This is a genomic window from Streptomyces sp. NPDC079020 (assembly GCF_044542225.1).
Classification (GTDB): Bacteria; Actinomycetota; Actinomycetes; order Streptomycetales; family Streptomycetaceae; genus Streptomyces.
Genome location: NZ_JBITUB010000025.1, coordinates 15313 through 31497 on the forward strand (window position 1 = coordinate 15313; position 16185 = coordinate 31497).

Here is a 16185-nt window from a genome sequence, read left to right on the forward strand (position 1 = left end):
GCCGTGGAGCAGAGCATAGATTCGAACAAGAAACCCGAGTTCGCCGCAGGTACCGACCCGGCGTACATCCCCGGCCTGACGGCCCCTTCAGCGGTCCGGACGGAGGAGAAGGAGACCACGGCCGACGACGTGGCGCAGGACGTCCCCGAGGCCGCGGAGGACGCCGCGGAGGCCGCTCCCGCGCCCGCTGACGGGCCGGAGGCCGAGCCCGGAGCCGGGGACGGTCCCGAAGGGGCGGCCGGCGAGGCGGCGGCCGGCGGGAGCGCGGACGAGGGAGCCGTCTTCGAGGTCAGCGACCGCCGGGGGTCGATCCGGGTGGACCGCCTGGGCGTCCGGTTCCGGCTGGACGACCAGGAGGCGGAGTTCCTGTGGGAGGAGATCGGCGCGGTCGAGGTGAAGACCGCCCGTACCGGCCGCAGGCTCACCGTCACCGTGCATCTGTCGACCCGGCGTTGGTTCAACGGCGAGGTCGAGGCGGAGAGCAGGGCCCGGCTCAAGGAGTGGCCGGGCGAGCTCGACGCCGTTCTGGACGCCTACTTCGAAGAATCCTGAGCCCGGCCGACGGCTCCGCCGCCCGGGGGCGGAGCCGTCAGGACTCCAGATAGCGCAGGACGGCCAGCACCCGGCGGCTGTACCCCGTGGTGTGCGACAGACCGAACTTGTCGAAGACGGCGTGCAGGTTCTTCTCGACGGCGCTCAGCGAGAGGTGCAGCTGCTCGGCGATCGCCGCGTTGCTGCGCCCCTGGGCCAGCTCCTCCAGTACCGTCCTCTCCCGCGGTGTGAGCCGGGCCAGCGGGTCGCTGTGTGTCGTGAGGGCCACCAGCTGCCGTACGACCTCCGGGTCGATGACGGCCCCGCCCGCCCGGATCCGTTCCAGCGCGTCCAGGAACTCCCCGACCTGCGCGACCCGGTCCTTGAGCAGATAGCCGACCCGCTCGGCGCCCGCGGCGAGCAACTGGGCGGCGTAGGTGCGCTCCACATGCTGGGAGAGCACCAGGACACCGACCTCCGGCCAGCGCTCGCGGACCTCCAGCGCGGCCCGCAGCCCCTCGTCCGTGTGGGTCGGCGGCATCCGGATGTCGACCACCACGATGTCCGGCGTCCGGGCCTCGACCTCGCGGATCAGTGCCGCTCCGTCGCCCACGGCGGCCAGCACGTCATGGCCCTCCTCGGCGAGCAGCCGGACCAGTCCTTCCCGCAGCAGGGTCGAGTCCTCGGCGAGCATTACACGCACGGCAGCTCCGCGATGATGGTGGTGGGACCCCCTGGGGGGCTGTCGATGCTGAGCCGCCCGTCGAGCGCGGCCACCCGGCTGTGCAGCCCGGTCAGCCCGCTGCCCGCCGGGTCGGCGCCGCCCCGGCCGTCGTCCTCGATCCGCACGGTCAGCAGGGACGTTCCGCCCGTCAGACTGACCCGGACCCGCCCGGCTCCCGAGTGCTTGGCGGCGTTGGTCACCGCCTCCGACACCACGAAGTACGCGGCGGTCTCGACCGGCCGGGGAAGCTCCGGGGGCAGCGCGAAGTCCATCCGCAGGGGGAGGGCGCACCGCTGGGCGACTCCGCCGAGGGCTTCCTGGAGCCCCAGGCTGTCGAGCGCCGTCGGGTAGACCCGCCAGGCCACGTCCCGCAGTTCGGTGAGGACGTCGGTGGACTCCCGGTGCGCCTGCTCCAGCAGGGCACCGGCCTGTTCGGGCGCGCGGTTGCGGCGGACCCGGCCCAGCAGCATGGCCAGCGCGACCAGCCGCTGCTGCACACCGTCGTGGAGGTCGCGCTCGATGCGGCGGCGTTCGGCGTCGACCGCCCGGAGCACGGCGGCCCGGCTGGCGGCCAGTTCATCGATCCGCGCCTCCAGCAGCTCCTTCTCGGACGGCCCGAAATACTCGCGGGCCAGCCTCGCGTCCAGCGCGCCGAGCGAGGCCAGGCCCTGGAGGTCGAGGAAGAGCAGCACTGCGCCGAGGAGCACCTGCGGCGCCAGTTCCCGCCAGCCGGTCGTGGAGCGGGCGACCCCGGCGGCCAGGACGAGGGCCAGCACCGCGCCGACGGCCAGCAGACCGATCACCACCGTGCTCAGCAGCCCCGTGTACGTGCGGGCGGCGAGATAGCGCAGGGCCCGCCGGTCGTCGGGTTCGCGGGCGTACGGGGGCGGGAACCGGTCGCCGAGGAGGACGGTCCGCCGCATCCGTTCCGGCCCGGTCAGCCGCCGTGCCCCCGCACCGAGCAGGGCCAGGGCCCGGCCGCGGGTGCGCGGCCAGAGGAAGAAGGGTCCCAGCAGGGCGCCCGGCCCGGCGAAGTACAGCAGCCAAAGGAGAGAGGTGCCGCAGCCGAGGAGCACGCCCATGGCCCGGCGGGCCCACCCGGGCGGTTCCGCCACCATGTCGCCCCGCCGGTCGCCCCGCCCGTCGCTGTCCGGCACGGAAGGCGAGGCTAGCCGCGCGGCGGGGCGCGGGCAAGATCGTCCGGCGGGCGCCGGGGCGGGCCCCGCGCCCGGAACCCGTGCGTGTTGCGCCCCCGGGCGCCCGGGGGTCACGAGGTGCGGCGGTGCTGGGCGCGTCCGCGGCTTCGCACCCGCCTGACCACGTAGCCGGCCACGGCCAGCACCACCACGGCGAGCACCGCCTTGGACAGGACGCCGACGTACGCCTCCACCAGGTCCCACTGGTCCCCGAGCAGGTACCCGGCCATCACCAGGATCGTGTTCCACAGCAGACTCCCGGCCGTCGTCAGCGCGACGAACGTGGGCAGCGGCATGCGTTCGACGCCCGCGGGCACCGAGATCAGGCTGCGGAAGATCGGCACCATGCGGCCGAGGAACACCGCCTTGGTGCCGTGCCGCGCGAACCACTGTTCCGTACGCACCAGGTCGGAGACCTTCACCAGCGGCAGCTTCGCCCACAGCGCGTGCATCCGCTCCCGGCCGAAGACCATTCCGATCCAGTAGAGGACGACCGCGCCGACGGCCGAACCGAGCGTGGTCCAGAACAGCGCCGAGGCCACGCTCAGCACTCCTTGCGAGGCGGCGAAGCCGGTCAGCGGGAGGATGACCTCGCTGGGCAGCGGCGGGAACAGGTTCTCCAGCGCGATGGCCAGACCGGCGCCGGGCCCGCCGAGGGTCTCGACGAGACCGGCGGCCCAGCCCGCTGCGCCGCCCGGGGGCTCCTGCGCGGCAGCTGACAGTACGAGGTGCATCCGGGCTCTCCAAGGGTGACGGGAGGACAGCCGCTGGGCATCCTCCGCGGCATACCGTCAACGCTAGGAACCGCCGATCAGTGCCGGTATGAGGTCTCCCGTCGCACCACCCTGCGGTTTTCCGCACCCCTGTGGCTTTGCGCACCCCTGCGGTTTCCGTACCTCGTGTGGAGGCGTGGATTCCGGTGCCCCCGTGGCCCGGTGATGTCCCGCACCCCCGCACCCCTGCGGCAAGGGTGCGGCACATCACGGCGAACGGGCCCGGAGACCGCCCGGTCTCAGCCCTCGCTCAGAACCACCGAGCGCGACAGGTGCCGGGGCAGGTCCGGGTCGAGACCGCGCGCCGCGGCCCGCGCGATCGCCAGCCGCTGTACGCGTACGAGATCGGCCAGCGGGTCCAGCTCGGTCTGCACCCAGCGCGCGCCCGTGGCGAGCACCTGCTCCGCCAGGCCCTCGGGGGCGGCGCCGAACATCCAGGTCGCCGTGCCGGCGGTGGCGATGCTGATCGGGCCGTGGCGGTACTCCATGGCCGGGTACGACTCGGTCCAGGAGAGCGAGGCCTCCTTCATCTTCAGCGCCGCCTCGTTGGCGAGACCGGCCGTCCAGCCCCGGCCGAGGAAGGAGAACTGGGTGCAGTCCACCAGCCCTTCGGGCAGCGGCTCGGCGAGCGCGGTCTCCGCGTCCCGCACCACGTCGTCCGTGTGCAGCCCGAGGTGGGCGCGGAGCAGGGTGAGGACCGTGGTGGCGAAGCGGGTCTGGACGACGGACTTCTCGTCCGCGAACTCCAGCACGACGACGTCGTCGGCCGCGGCCATCACCGGGGTGTCCGGGTCGGCGGTGATGGCGACCGTACGCGTCGTGCCGCGCAGCCGGGTCAGCAGCTCCAGCACCTCGGTCGTGGTCCCCGAGCGGGTGAGCGCGACGACCCGGTCGTAGGACCGGCCGAAGGGGAACTCCGAGGCGGCGAAGGCGTCGGACTCGCCCTGGCCGGAGTCCTCGCGCAGCGAGGCATAGGCCTGCGCCATGTAGAACGAGGTTCCGCAGCCCACGACCGCGATGCGCTCGCCGGTGGCGGGCAGGGCCGCCGCGTGGTCCCCGGCCAGCGCTGCGGCACGGCGCCAGCACTCGGGCTGGCTGGCTGTCTCGGTCTCGACATACGACACGTCTGCACTCCGCTTGTGCGTGGGCGAATGAAGCATGGAATGTTCGATTCTGCACGTTACATCTGTCGATCGAGCAAAAACAAGCAAAACTGCGGGGGTAGAGGGCTGTCCGGCCGGTGTCCTGTGGGACGCTTGCGCCTGTCCGGCCGGCGGTGACCGCGTTCCCGGGAAGCGCGGTGCCCACGCCGGACGGTGAAGGAGACACGCTCTTGTCCAGGGACGCCCGGTGGGACGCTTTGCTGGAACTGGTCGGCAGGAACGGCCGGGTCGACGTCGAGGATGCCGCGCTGGCGCTGGACGTCTCGGCCGCGACGATCCGCCGTGACCTGGACCAGCTCGCCGAGCAGCAGCTGCTCACCCGGACCCGGGGCGGCGCCGTCGCGCACGGTGTCTCCTACGAGCTGGCGCTGCGCTACAAGACGGGCCGCCACGCCCCCGAGAAGCAGGCCATCGGCCGTGCCGTGTCGGAGCTGGTCGCGGTCGGCGAGGTGGTCGGCCTGACCGGTGGTACGACGGTGACCGAGGTGGCCAGGGCGCTGGCCACGCGTCCCGGCATCGTCGGCGAGACGGCCGCGGCCGGCGGGCAGCCGATGCTGACCGTGGTGACCAACGCGCTCAACATCGCCAGTGAGCTGGCGATGCGGCCGCAGATCAAGATGGTTGTGACCGGCGGGGTGGCCAGACCGCAGTCCTACGAACTGACGGGCCCGCTGGCCGTCGGTGTGATGAACGAGATCACCCTGGATGTCGCCGTGCTCGGCGTCAACGCGATCGACACCGAGCGCGGGGCGTACGTCCATCACGAGGGCGAGGCCAGTGTGAACCGGCTGCTCGCGCAGCGGGCGCAGCGGGTGGTGGTGGCGGCCGACTCCTCGAAGATCGGCAAACGGGCCTTCGCCCGCGTCTGCGACCTCGGCGCGGTCGATGTGCTGGTCACCGACTCCGGCATCGCTCCGGAGGCGAGGGCCCGGTTCACCGAGGCGGGCGTGAGTGTGATCGCCGTCTGACGCGGCGACGCGGTCATGTGCCGGCGCGTCCTCGCGTCCTGCCTCCGTCGGTCACGTGTCAGCGCGTCGGTGCGTCTATTTTCGGCCATGCTCGGTGGGTAGTCGGCTGATTCCGGTTCGGTCGCAGAGGGATGGGCAGCAGTCGTGCGGAGTCATGGAACCGGGCGACATTCAGGCTTTCGTCCGGAAAGTTCCCGGCGTGGTGAGAGACCGTCGACCCCGGACCGTCACCGCCCGCCGCCAGTGATGGCCCCCCGAGGGATGAATGCGGACGGAAGAACGGCGAATTCACGCCACTGAGTCGTCGTGTTGGCCGAGTTCGAACGCGTGGCCGGATCGTGGTCGGCATAATCGCGTCCATGTCGATCACGGGTGGGGACGTCGTTGATCTGGGCCGGGGCCTGTACGCCTGGCTGCCGCCGAAACGCGGCTGGGGACTGGCCAACTGCGGCCTCCTCGTGTCGCCGCGCGGCGCGCTGTGGATCGACACCCCCTACGACCGCGCGCTGGCCGGACAGTTCCTGGCGGAGAGCGCCGAACGGCTGCCCGAGGGCGTCACCGTCGACCGGATCATCGTCACCCACGCCAACGGGGACCACTTCTGGGGCGCGGGCGTCCTCCCGGACGCCGAGATCATCGCCACGCGCGAGGCCAGGGAGCACATCCACTACGAGCCCACCCCGCAGCAGCAGCACGCCCTGGTGACGGGAGGCGATCCGGCCACCCCGCTCGGCGCGTACCTCGCCCGGCACTTCGGCCCGTTCGACTGGTCGGCCACCGAACCGGTGCGCCCCAGCACGTACTTCACCGGGGAACTGGAACTGACCCTGGGGGACCACCCGGTCCGGCTGACGGCGCTGCCGCCCGCCCACACCACGGGCGACCTGATCGTGCATCTGCCGGCGCAGCGCGCCGTGTTCAGCGGTGATGTGATCTTCTCCACCACCCCGCGGCAGCCGGGCGACCACCCGGTGCACTGGGCGGGCCCGCTGAGCAATGTGATCGCGGCCTGCGAGCGGGTGCTCGCGACCGGCGCCGAGATCATCGTCCCCGGCCACGGCCCGGTGCTCGACCCGGCAGGCGTACGGGAGCACATCGGCTACCTGGAGTACGTACGCGAGCGCGCCCACGCCTTCCATGCGGCGGGCGTGCCCGCCCCGGAGGCGGCCCGGCGGGTGATCGCCGAGGGCCGTCATCCCGAACTCGGCCTGCCCGAAAGGCTGTCCGTCACCATCGGGACCGAGTACCGGCACCTGGACGGCTCCGAGCTGCCGGGTGTGCTCCAGGTGATGACCGAGGTGGCCGTGCTGGCGCAGGAGGTCGAGCGGGCGCGTACGGACGGCGGGCCCGGCCGTACCGGCGGCGCGGATGCCGTGCGCGAACCGGCCGGCGGACCCCGGTGAGTACGGTCCCGGCGGATACGGCGCCGACGCGTACGGACGCTGTGCGCGGGGCCCCGGTGACCACGGCCCACCCGCCGGCCGCCACCCGCCGCCGCCCGGTGCGCGGGATCCGCTCGACACGAAGGACGCGGTGACCGCAGTGGGATGGATCGTGGCGCTCCTCGCCGCCGCCTGGGCCGCGGTGGCGGTGGCACGGGCTCAGCAGTCATCCCGTGACGTCTACGCGGCCACGGCCCGTGCCGAACTGGCGGAACGGCAGGCGAAGGCCGCCGAGGCCCGCACCCTCGCCCTCACCGACGAGATACGCCAGCTCGCCGACCGGCGCATACCCGCCGCCGCGACCGCGCTGTCGCACCCCACCGCGTCCGTCCCGGGACTGCGCGAGGCCGCAGACATCGACGGTGATGCAGCCCGTCTGCTGACCGAGGCCGTACAGGCGGCCCGAGCGGCGGTCGTCGAGGAGCGGCAACGGGTCGACGCGGCGGCGCGAGCGGCCATGCGCGGCACCTCGGCCAAGATCCAGTCGCTCCTCAACCAGTCCCAGCAACTGCTCCACGAGCTCCAGCACGAGTACGACGACCCGCGCATCCTTCAGCTCGACTTCCGCAACGAACTTGCCCTGCGCCGCACCCAGGCCACCGCCGTGCTCTGCGACGCCTGGCCCGGACTCGCGCGGCAGAACTCACCCCTCGTCGAGATCGTGCTCGGCGCCCAGTCCCGGGTCGCGGGCTACGAGCGCATCCGGGTCACCAACCATCTGCGCCAGGAGCGGCTCGCCCTCGTGGCCCGCGCCGCCGAACCCCTCGCCATCGTCCTGGCGGAGCTGCTGGCGAACGCGACGGCGTACTCGCACCCGGACACCGAGGTGCCGGTCACCGTTCAGCAGACCCCGGGACGCGGGGCCCTGGTGCTGGTCGACGACGCGGGCATCGGCATGGACGACGACGCGCTGGAGCGGGCCCGCGCGCTGCTGGCCGGGCCGTCCGAGGTGCTGCTCACCGAGCTGGGGGACCCGCCGCAGACCGGGTTCGCCGTGGTCGGCCGGCTCGTCGCGCGCTACGGCTTCAGCTGTCACATCGAGCCCTCGCCGTACGGGGGAATGCGCACCATGCTCCGCGTACCAGCCCATCTGCTCACCGTGATGGAGGACGACCGGACCCTGTCGGTGCTCGTTCCGAAGCCGGTGGGCGCCCGCCCGCAGCCGGCACCGTCGGCGCAGGCGGCGGAGCCGGCACGGGCAGCGGAGACGACGGAGGCGGTGGAGGCGGTGGAGGCGGTGGAGGCGGTGGAAGCGGTGGAGACACCGGGAGCACCCGGGGTGCCGGCGGCATCGGTCGTGCCGGTAGGGGCGGTTTCCGGACAACCGGCCGACGGCGCCGCGCCGTCGGCCGACGCCGGACCGCGTACCGAACTCCCCACCCGCCGCCGGCGCCCCCGCCGTCCGGCCGCCCCGGAGCCCGCCGGCCCGCGCGGCCCGGTGGCCGAGGAGCCCGCGCCCCGCACTCCGGAGCAGGCCGGGGCATCCTGGACGGCGCTCCAGCAGGGCACGGTCAGCGGCCGCAACGCGGAGGCGGCCACCGGACCCGCCGCGTCCGACGAGGCCGCCGGGCCCGCCCGCTCCGCAGCGGACGCCGAGCCTGCCGGGCCCGCCGCAGCCGCCGAGTCCGGGCCACCGGTACCCGTACCACCCGCCCCAGCAGCATCCGCATCGCCATTGGACGATCAAGGAGACGACGAGACGTGAGCGCCCCCAACCCCACCACCGGTGACCTCGCCTGGGTGCTGACCCCGTTGCTGGAACTGCCCGGTGTCCAGCATGCGGTGGTCGCCACCGGTGACGGGCTCGTCGAAGGCGCCTCCCCGGGGCTCGACCGGGCGTCCGCCGAGCGGGTGGCCGCCATGACGGCCACCCTGCACGCCGCGGCGCGCGCCTTCACCACGGCCTTCACCGAGGCGGAGACGCCCCGGCTGGCACAGACGGTCGTGGAGTCCGAGCTGGGCTTCGCCATCGTCGTCCCCGCGGGCAGGAACACGACCCTCGCGCTCTTCGCCGCCCCCGACGCGCACCTGGGGAACATCGCCTACCAGATGCAGGTGCAGGTCACCGCGCTGACCCGGGCGATGAACGCCCCCGCCCGCCAACCGGACGCTGCCGCCCGGCCATGACCCCCGGCCCAGGACGCCGTCTGATCCCCGCCTATCTGGTCACGGGTGGCCGCTCCGCACCCACCGGCCCCGCGCTCGACCGGCTCGCCGTGCTCGTGCGTACGGACTCGACGCTGCCCCAGGACACCGGGACCGAACACCGCAGGCTGTGCGAACTGCTGGAACCGGGGGCACTCACCGTCGTCGAGTGCGCCGCCCACCTGGAACTCCCGGTCAGCGCCACGGTCTTCCTGGCCGCGGATCTCGCGGTCGCCGGACATCTGCACACCCGACCGCCGATCCCCAGCGCCGGGGAGATCGACCGGTCGCTCGTCGAGAGGCTGCTCGTTGGACTCCGCTCCCTCCACTGACCGGACCGGCATCGGCTATCTGCCGAGTGCCGACCAGACCCTGATGAAGCTCGTCGTCACGGGTCCCTTCGGCGTGGGCAAGACGACCCTGATCCGCACCCTGTCGGAGATCCCGACGCTGCACACCGAGGAGGTGATGACACAGTCCAGCACCGGGCTCGACGACACCGCGGGCCTCCCCGACAAGACCACGACGACGGTCGCCGTCGACTTCGGCAGGCTGACCGTCCCCGGTGACCTGGTGCTCTACATGTTCGGCACCCCGGGGCAGGAACGCTTCTTCCCCCTGTGGGCGGACATCGCCCGCGGTGCCCTCGGCGCCCTCGTCATGGTCGACACCCGCCGGCTGGAGGACTCGTTCGCGGTGATGGACATGGTGGAGGAACAGGGGCTGGCGTACGCCGTCGCCGTCAACCGTTTCCCGGACGCCCCCGCCCACCCCGACGAGGTACTGCGCAAACACCTCGACCTGGCCCCGGAGACCCCTCTGGTGCAGTGCGACGCCCGTGAACGCCGGGGCTCCATCGACGCGCTCATCGCCCTGGCCGAGCACGCGCTGACCTGCCTGCCGCCACAGGATTCCCCGCCTCAGCAGGAGCCACCGGGCCGCTCGGGGCCCCGGCCGCAGTCCCCGCCGCAACTCCGGTCCCCGTCCCGACCCCCGCTCCAGTCCCCGTCCCGTCCCCTGCCCCTTCCCCGGGATCCGTCATGACGCTCTCCCCGCCGGACACCGAGCACGACCAGCCGCACCGGCCACTCGCGCTGTACGGTCCCGACTTCGCCGCCGATCCGCACGGCCACTACCGCAGCCTGCGCGCACAGGGGCCGCTCGCCCGCGTCAGGATCGCCCCCGGTATCGACGCGATGCTCGTCACGGACTACCAGGCGGCCGTCGACCTCGTGCGCGACACCGACACCTTCACCAAGGATCCGCGCGCCTGGCAGGCGACCGTACCGGCGGACTCGCCCGTCCTCCCCGTGCTCGGCCACCGGCCCACCGCGCTCTTCAGCGACGGCGCCGTGCACACCCGCTACCGCGACACCATCAACGACAGCATCGCCCTGATCGAACCGCACCTTCTCCGGGCCGAGGTCACCCGGGTCGCGCAGCAGCTCATCGGCGAGTTCTCGGCGACGGGCAGCGGCGACCTCGTCGCCCAGTACGCGCGCCGGCTCCCGCTGCACGTCTTCACCACCTGGTTCGGCGTGCCGCCCGAGGACGGCGAACGCATCGTCAACGGTGTCGGCGGGATGATGAACTCCGCCGCGGACGCCGCGGCCGCCTACGCGGATCTCGTCGGTGTCGTCACCGAACTGGTGGCCGCCCGTCGCGCCCGCCCCGGCCGTGACCTCACCTCGTACCTGCTCGCGCACCCCGCCGGGCTCGACAACGACGAGACAGTGCGTCAGATCACACTCATGATGAGCGCGGGGCACGACCCCACGACCAATCTGATCTCCAACGCGCTGCTCCACATGCTCACCGACGCGCGCCATTCCGGTTCGCTGCACGGCGGAGCGATGACCGCCCACGAGGCGATCGACGAAGTCCTCTGGCAGGACCCTCCACTGGCCAATCTGGGCGCCCACTACCCCCGTCACGACACGGAGTTCCACGGGGTCGCGCTGCGCGCCGGACAGCTGGTCCTGGTGTCGTTCGCCGCCGCCAACACCCAGTCCCCGCCAGCACTTTCGGACCCCGGGTCGGGTTCCGGGTCCAGTGCGCATCTGGCCTGGTCGACCGGGCCGCACCGGTGCCCGGCGAAGCAGCCGGCACTGCTGATCACGATGACCGCGATCGAGCAGCTGACCAGTCAGCTCTGCGACCTCGAACTCGCCACGGAGCCGTCGCGGCTGATGTGGCGGCCCGGCCCCTTCCACCGCGCGCTCGTGCATCTGCCGGTCCGTTTCACGCCGCTCGATCCGGGTCTTGGCCGTGTCGGTGGTACGCCGAACGGGTGAGGGGCGAGAGGATTGCCCGATGAACATTGAGCGCAGCCGGCGCAAACCCAACCGGCGCACGGACGGGGTGGCCCTGTGAGCAGGTACGACAGGTACGACAGGTACGACGCCACCGACGAACAGTGGGAGGGTCTCGCCCAGGTCGTACCGCTGCGGGGCCGCAACGAGTGGCCGTCCCGGGTCGACCACCGCGCGGTCCCGGACGAGCGGGCCGAGCAGCGGCGGCTCGTGGTGCTGCGGGTGCAGGTCTTCGCGGACGCACGCGAAGTCGCCGAGTATCTGGTCGCGCAGGTTCCGGTGCTGCTCGACCTGACTGCGGCGGAGACGGATGTGGCCAAACGCATTCTGGACTTCAGCAGCGGCGTCGTCTTCGGACTGGGCAGTGGCATGCACCGCGTCGACAAGAACGTCTTCCTGCTGGCGCCGGTCGGCATGGAAGTCGAAGGAGTCACGCCCGCGGGACTCCCTCAATCGTAGGAAGGTCCCCGGGCAAAACGGTTCGGCTGGCGCGGCCGTGCATACGGTCCGCACATGACAGCCACTACCTCGCCGCCCGGACTGGACGCCTCACTCCCGGCCTCCGGAGGCACCGCTCGTCCCTCCGGTCCCACCGGCCACTCTCGCCCCACCGGCCGTTCCCGTTCTGCCGGTCCCGTCGGTCCTGACGGTTCCGCCGGTTCTCCCGGTCCCGTCCGTCATGTCCGCCCGGCGGTCACCGAGTTACGGCTCGCCGCCTTCGCCTCGCTCCGCCGCGCGGTCCTTCCCATGGGACCGATGACACTCGTCACCGGCGGGGCGGGCACCGGCAAGACGACCGCGCTGCGGGCGTACGGGGCGCTGGCGCGGCTCGGGGCCGGTGCTCCGCTCGACGAGGTCTTCCCGGACCCGGTCGCCTGTGTGCCCGAACGGGCGGGCAGCGACGGCCAGGGCCGGCGCGGGTTCCGGCTCGGCTGCACGGTGGACGGCCCGGCCGGCCCGGTCCGGCTGGAGGTGGCGGTGCAGGCCGAGCCGACCCTCCGTATCGTCGGGGAACGGCTGACCGGGGGAGGCGAGACCCTGCTGGCCACCGCGCTGCGCGATCCGCGGCGCCCGACGGTCCAGGCCGCCTGGCACACGGCGGGGCTGGTTCCGGTGACCCGGGCCCCGCTGCCGGACGACCGGCTGGCGACGGCGCTGCTGCCGCTGCGGGTCGCGGGCACCACTCCGGGGCAGTTACAGGTGCTGGCCGCCGCCGAGCAGGTGGTGGTGGCGCTGCGGTCGGCCTTCGTCTGCGATCCGCAGCCGCAGCTGATGCGGGCGCCGGTACCGGCCGGTCCGGGGCGCCTGCGGTCCGACTGCGCCAATCTCGCCGAGGTGCTGGCGCGGACGCACACCCGGTGCGGCCGGCGGCACGCCAGAGTGGTCACCGCCGCCGACGCCGGGTGCGCCGGACCGGTGACCGGGCTGGGCGCGGAACTGCTCGGGAGCGGGACGGTCCGGGCCTGGGTGGGGCGCGGGGCGGGCCACCGGACGCCCCTGGGCCGGCTCGGTGACGGTGAACTGAGGTATCTGGCCCACGCGCTCGTCCTGCTGACCGGCCCGCAGGTGCTCGCGGTGGACGCCCCGGCGGAGGTGCCGCCCGCGATGCGGGCGCTCACGGTGCTGGCCGACGGGCTGGACCGGAATCTGGACGGGAGGCAGCTGCGGGAGCTGCTGGCGCTGGCCTCGTCGGTCTGCGGGGACGGGCACATCCGGCTGGTGGGAACGGTCACGGACCTGTCCGCGGCGGGCGCCCGCGGGACAGCGGGAGTGTCAGTGGTAGACCTGGGACCGTGACGGAACTCGATGTGGCAGAACTTCAGCGGCGACTGGTGGCGTTCGCGGCGGCCCGGGACTGGGAGCGGTACCACTCCCCGAAGAACCTCGCCGCCGCCCTGAGCGTGGAGGCGTCCGAACTGCTGGAGATCTTCCAGTGGCTGACGCCCGAACAGTCGGCGCGGGTGATGGAGGAGCCGGGATCGGCGCATCGGGTGGCGGACGAGGTCGCCGATGTTCTCGCGTATCTTCTTCAGTTCTGCGAGGTGTTGGGCATCGATGCGCTGGCGGCGCTGGCGGCCAAGATGGACCGGAATGAGAAGCGGTTCCCGGTTCCTGACTCTTCGGAACCCTCAAATTGTCACTCTTCGGAGTGATCCACTTATTCACAGTCGACTTTGTGTCCACAGATTTCCGAATTCCTCTGGCCTTTCGGTGCCGTCCACCTCACTGTGGGTAATGGATGAGGTGAGCGGGTTTTCGTACGGACGGGGGAGTGGCATGGAAGCGGAGCGACTCATCGAGATCGGTCGTCGTGCTCTGGCGGAGAGCCGGGGTGCGCTGAGCATCATGGCGGAGGCCTGGCAGGCCCAGGCGCTGGCACGGACGGTCGGCGGCAAGCTGGCCCAGGGCGGCCCGCTGGAGTTACGGAGCGATGCGCGGGGCCTCAGCGAGATCGGCGGGAGCGGCGTCTCGGTGCTCGACCACCCGATGGTGCTCGCCGGAGGGACACGGGCCTCACAGCTCTCCGAAGTCACCGATGTGCGGCGGACGCTGGCGGGTCTGGCCCTGCTGCTGGGCGAGTCGGGGATCGCGCTGGTCGGTGTCGCCTGCGACACCGGGGAGGACGGGCTCTACTGGCAGTGCATCGAGGCCATAGACGCCACGGACGAGTCGATGGACCGGGTGCACGGAATGCTGAGGCGGCTGGCGGAGAGGGAGCGTGAGAGGGGGCGGGAGCGTGACGGCCCCTACGGAGTGCTCCACGGCCCGGCGGGATCGGCGGCGGGCCCATGACCTAGCGGCGGGAGCGGAGCCCTGAGCCGCCGGGCGGTGACGGGCCCGGTGCGGTGACCGGGTGCCGGGTGCACCGGGCGGGACCGGGTGACGGGAGGAGGACCGGCACCCGAAGGGGCAGGATGGATGTATGGATCTTCGAATCTTCACCGAGCCCCAGCAAGGGGCGAGCTACGACACGCTGCTCACCGTCGCCAAGGCGGCCGAGGACCTCGGCTTCGATGCCTTCTACCGCTCGGACCACTATCTCCGCATGGGCTCCGGAGACGGGCTGCCCGGCCCGACCGACGCATGGATCACCTTGGCCGGACTGGCGCGCGAGACCAAGCGGATCCGTCTCGGCACGCTGATGACGGCGGGCACCTTCCGACTGCCCGGAGTGCTGGCCATCCAGGTCGCCCAGGTGGACCAGATGTCCGGCGGCCGGGTCGAACTGGGCCTGGGAGCAGGCTGGTTCGAGGAGGAGCACAAGGCGTACGGCATCCCGTTCCCGAAGGAGAAGTTCGGCCGGCTGGAAGAGCAGCTGGCGATCATCACCGGCCTGTGGGCGACGGAGACGGGCAAGACCTTCAGCTATGACGGCACGTACTACCAGCTCACGGACTCGCCCGCGCTGCCCAAGCCGGCCCAGGCCAAGGTGCCGGTCCTGATCGGGGGGCACGGCGCGACCCGCACCCCGCGGCTGGCCGCGCAGTACGCGGACGAGTTCAACATCCCGTTCGCCTCGATCGAGGACAGCGAGAAGCAGTTCGGGCGGGTCAGGGAAGCGGCCGGAGCGGCGGGCCGCCGGCCGGAGGACCTGGTGTACTCCAACGCGCTGGTGGTCTGTGTGGGCAAGGCCGACGCGGAAGTGGCGCGACGCGCGTCCGCCATCGGGCGTGATGTGGACGAGCTGAAGGCGAACGGACTGGCGGGCTCGCCCGCCGAAGTGGTCGACAAGATCGGCCGGTTCGGTGCGATCGGGTCCTCCCGCATCTACCTCCAGGTATTGGATCTGGACGACCTGGACCATCTGGAACTGATCTCTTCGCAGATTCAGCCCCAGCTGACCTGACCCGCCTGACCCGGCCACACGACCGACCTGACCGACGTGACCGATGTGACCGACGTGACCGATGTGACCGACCGACCCGGCGGGTCCGATCCGGCCCGCGGAGAAGCCGGCCCCCGGGAAGAGGGAGTGATACCTGTGCGGTCCGTCCGTACGCTCGCGGCAGCGCTCGACGCGGGGCCCGTCCTGCTCGACGGCGGGCTCTCCAACCAGCTGGAGGCGCAGGGGTGCGATCTGTCCGATGCCCTGTGGTCGGCCAGGCTGCTGGCCGACGCACCCGGGCAGATCGGGGCCGCGCACCTGGCGTACGCGCGGGCGGGGGCACAGGTGCTCATCACCGCCGGATATCAGGCGACGTTCGAGGGTTTCGCGCGGTACGGGATCGGGCGGGCCCGCACCGAGGAGCTGCTCGCCCGCAGTGTGGACCTGGCCGGAGCGGCCGCCGACTCGGCCCGGCGGGAGAGCCCGGGACGGGAGATCTGGATCGCCGCGTCGGTCGGGCCGTACGGGGCGATGCTGGCGGACGGCAGTGAGTACCGGGGGCGGTACGGACTCTCCGTGCGGGAGCTGGAGGCCTTCCACCGCCCCCGGGTGGCCGTGCTGGCCGCCGCCGGCCCCGATGCGCTGGCCCTGGAGACGGTGCCCGACATGGACGAGGCCGAGGCGCTGCTGCGGGTGACCGAGGCGTACGGGGTGCCGGTGTGGCTCTCGTACAGCGTCCTCGGGGACCGGACCCGGGCCGGGCAGCCGCTGCGGGAGGCGTTCGCGCTCGCCGCCGGGCGGGACCATGTGATGGCCGTCGGGGTCAACTGCTGCGACCCGGCGGACGCGGACCGGGCGGTCGCGCTCGCGGCGGAGGTGATGGGCAAGCCGGTCGTCGTCTATCCGAACAGCGGGGAGCGATGGGATGCCGGGCGCCGCGGGTGGACCGGGGCGAGCACCTTCGACCCGGAGCGGGTGCGGTCCTGGACCCGGGCGGGCGCCCGGCTGGTCGGCGGCTGCTGCCGGGTGGGCCCGGCGCGCATCGCGGAGCTGGCCGGCCAACTGGGGCGATGACATGTCCACCGGTGCCGAGTACGGGTTCCCC

17 protein-coding genes and 1 pseudogene are annotated in these 16185 nt (G+C 72.6%); 14 read left to right on the forward strand and 4 right to left on the reverse strand.

The genetic code is table 11. The features are described from left to right. Positions 1-3 precede the first annotated feature (3 nt). Positions 4-552, forward strand: coding sequence for a hypothetical protein (locus ACIGJO_RS33195; protein ID WP_399964645.1), 549 nt, complete (start codon positions 4-6; stop codon positions 550-552). Between the two features lie 37 nt (positions 553-589). Here ACIGJO_RS33195 and ACIGJO_RS33200 read toward each other — a convergent pair whose 3' ends face one another. From ACIGJO_RS33200 to ACIGJO_RS33215, 4 genes are all read right to left on the reverse strand, one after another. Beyond that, entirely contained in the window at positions 590-1225 is a 636-nt protein-coding gene (locus tag ACIGJO_RS33200) for a response regulator (RefSeq protein WP_399964777.1), read from the reverse strand. After that, the gene (locus tag ACIGJO_RS33205; RefSeq protein ID WP_399964779.1) at positions 1225-2373 is read right to left on the reverse strand and encodes a sensor histidine kinase; all 1149 of its coding nucleotides are present in this window, start codon (positions 2371-2373) and stop codon (positions 1225-1227) included. Before ACIGJO_RS33205 ends, ACIGJO_RS33200 begins: the two co-directional genes overlap by 1 nt. Positions 2374-2522: 149 nt before the next feature. Next, positions 2523-3185: a DedA family protein gene (locus ACIGJO_RS33210; RefSeq protein WP_399964647.1), complete on the reverse strand. Its 663-nt coding sequence runs from the start codon at positions 3183-3185 to the stop codon at positions 2523-2525. Between the two features lie 278 nt (positions 3186-3463). After that, a complete protein-coding gene (locus tag ACIGJO_RS33215; RefSeq protein WP_399964649.1) occupies positions 3464-4348 on the reverse strand; it encodes an SIS domain-containing protein in 885 nt (294 codons plus the stop codon). A gap of 209 nt (positions 4349-4557) precedes the next feature. On the opposite strand from ACIGJO_RS33215, the gene ACIGJO_RS33220 reads away from it, so the two are divergent. The 13 genes and pseudogenes from ACIGJO_RS33220 (at position 4558) to mmuM (ending at position 16154) form a co-directional block, all read left to right on the forward strand. Further along, on the forward strand, positions 4558-5355 hold the full coding sequence (locus ACIGJO_RS33220) for a DeoR/GlpR family DNA-binding transcription regulator (protein ID WP_399964651.1): 798 nt from the start codon (positions 4558-4560) through the stop codon (positions 5353-5355). A gap of 359 nt (positions 5356-5714) precedes the next feature. After that, complete coding sequence (locus tag ACIGJO_RS33225) at positions 5715-6758, forward strand: MBL fold metallo-hydrolase (protein WP_399964653.1); 1044 nt, start codon at positions 5715-5717, stop codon at positions 6756-6758. Between the two features lie 130 nt (positions 6759-6888). Next, positions 6889-8502 carry an ATP-binding protein gene (locus tag ACIGJO_RS33230; protein WP_399964655.1) on the forward strand — a complete coding sequence of 538 codons (1614 nt, stop codon included), beginning with the start codon at positions 6889-6891 and terminating at the stop codon, positions 8500-8502. Next, positions 8499-8924 carry a roadblock/LC7 domain-containing protein gene (locus ACIGJO_RS33235; protein ID WP_266924772.1) on the forward strand — a complete coding sequence of 142 codons (426 nt, stop codon included), beginning with the start codon at positions 8499-8501 and terminating at the stop codon, positions 8922-8924. Before ACIGJO_RS33230 ends, ACIGJO_RS33235 begins: the two co-directional genes overlap by 4 nt. Continuing rightward, on the forward strand, positions 8921-9274 hold the full coding sequence (locus ACIGJO_RS33240; RefSeq protein WP_399964657.1) for a DUF742 domain-containing protein: 354 nt from the start codon (positions 8921-8923) through the stop codon (positions 9272-9274). Before ACIGJO_RS33235 ends, ACIGJO_RS33240 begins: the two co-directional genes overlap by 4 nt. Beyond that, a pseudogene (locus ACIGJO_RS33245) lies at positions 9252-9857 on the forward strand (GTP-binding protein); the annotation flags it as partial. The gene ACIGJO_RS33240 and the pseudogene ACIGJO_RS33245, both read left to right, overlap by 23 nt. Before the next feature lie 125 nt (positions 9858-9982). Continuing rightward, positions 9983-11236 carry a cytochrome P450 gene (locus ACIGJO_RS33250; protein ID WP_399964659.1) on the forward strand — a complete coding sequence of 418 codons (1254 nt, stop codon included), beginning with the start codon at positions 9983-9985 and terminating at the stop codon, positions 11234-11236. Positions 11237-11311: 75 nt separating this feature from the next. After that, positions 11312-11713: a cell division protein SepF gene (locus ACIGJO_RS33255; protein WP_329940876.1), complete on the forward strand. Its 402-nt coding sequence runs from the start codon at positions 11312-11314 to the stop codon at positions 11711-11713. 54 nt (positions 11714-11767) lie between these two features. Then, the gene (locus ACIGJO_RS33260; RefSeq protein ID WP_399964662.1) at positions 11768-13051 is read left to right on the forward strand and encodes an ATP-binding protein; all 1284 of its coding nucleotides are present in this window, start codon (positions 11768-11770) and stop codon (positions 13049-13051) included. After that, positions 13048-13407, forward strand: coding sequence for a nucleotide pyrophosphohydrolase (locus ACIGJO_RS33265; protein ID WP_399964664.1), 360 nt, complete (start codon positions 13048-13050; stop codon positions 13405-13407). The genes ACIGJO_RS33260 and ACIGJO_RS33265 overlap by 4 nt, the downstream gene beginning before the upstream one ends. A 124-nt stretch (positions 13408-13531) precedes the next feature. Beyond that, positions 13532-14047 (forward strand): DUF6099 family protein, encoded by a 516-nt coding sequence (locus ACIGJO_RS33270; protein WP_399964666.1) that lies wholly within the window; start codon positions 13532-13534, stop codon positions 14045-14047. Between the two features lie 130 nt (positions 14048-14177). Further along, the gene (locus ACIGJO_RS33275) at positions 14178-15101 is read left to right on the forward strand and encodes an LLM class F420-dependent oxidoreductase (RefSeq protein WP_399964668.1); all 924 of its coding nucleotides are present in this window, start codon (positions 14178-14180) and stop codon (positions 15099-15101) included. Positions 15102-15236: 135 nt separating this feature from the next. Further along, positions 15237-16154, forward strand: coding sequence for a homocysteine S-methyltransferase (gene mmuM / locus ACIGJO_RS33280; protein ID WP_399964670.1), 918 nt, complete (start codon positions 15237-15239; stop codon positions 16152-16154). The last annotated feature ends 31 nt before the right edge of the window (positions 16155-16185 follow it).

What these genes read in the sequence shown, in the direction of transcription:
- ACIGJO_RS33200 (WP_399964777.1), bottom strand. Translation starts at nt 1,225, where the DNA reads ATGCTCGCCGAGGACTCGACCCTGCTGCGGGAAGGACTGGTCCGGCTG.
- ACIGJO_RS33205 (WP_399964779.1), bottom strand. Translation starts at nt 2,373, where the DNA reads ATGGTGGCGGAACCGCCCGGGTGGGCCCGCCGGGCCATGGGCGTGCTC.
- ACIGJO_RS33210 (WP_399964647.1), bottom strand. Translation starts at nt 3,185, where the DNA reads ATGCACCTCGTACTGTCAGCTGCCGCGCAGGAGCCCCCGGGCGGCGCA.
- ACIGJO_RS33225 (WP_399964653.1), top strand. Translation starts at nt 5,715, where the DNA reads ATGTCGATCACGGGTGGGGACGTCGTTGATCTGGGCCGGGGCCTGTAC.
- ACIGJO_RS33240 (WP_399964657.1), top strand. Translation starts at nt 8,921, where the DNA reads ATGACCCCCGGCCCAGGACGCCGTCTGATCCCCGCCTATCTGGTCACG.
- ACIGJO_RS33250 (WP_399964659.1), top strand. Translation starts at nt 9,983, where the DNA reads ATGACGCTCTCCCCGCCGGACACCGAGCACGACCAGCCGCACCGGCCA.
- ACIGJO_RS33260 (WP_399964662.1), top strand. Translation starts at nt 11,768, where the DNA reads ATGACAGCCACTACCTCGCCGCCCGGACTGGACGCCTCACTCCCGGCC.
- ACIGJO_RS33270 (WP_399964666.1), top strand. Translation starts at nt 13,532, where the DNA reads ATGGAAGCGGAGCGACTCATCGAGATCGGTCGTCGTGCTCTGGCGGAG.
- ACIGJO_RS33275 (WP_399964668.1), top strand. Translation starts at nt 14,178, where the DNA reads ATGGATCTTCGAATCTTCACCGAGCCCCAGCAAGGGGCGAGCTACGAC.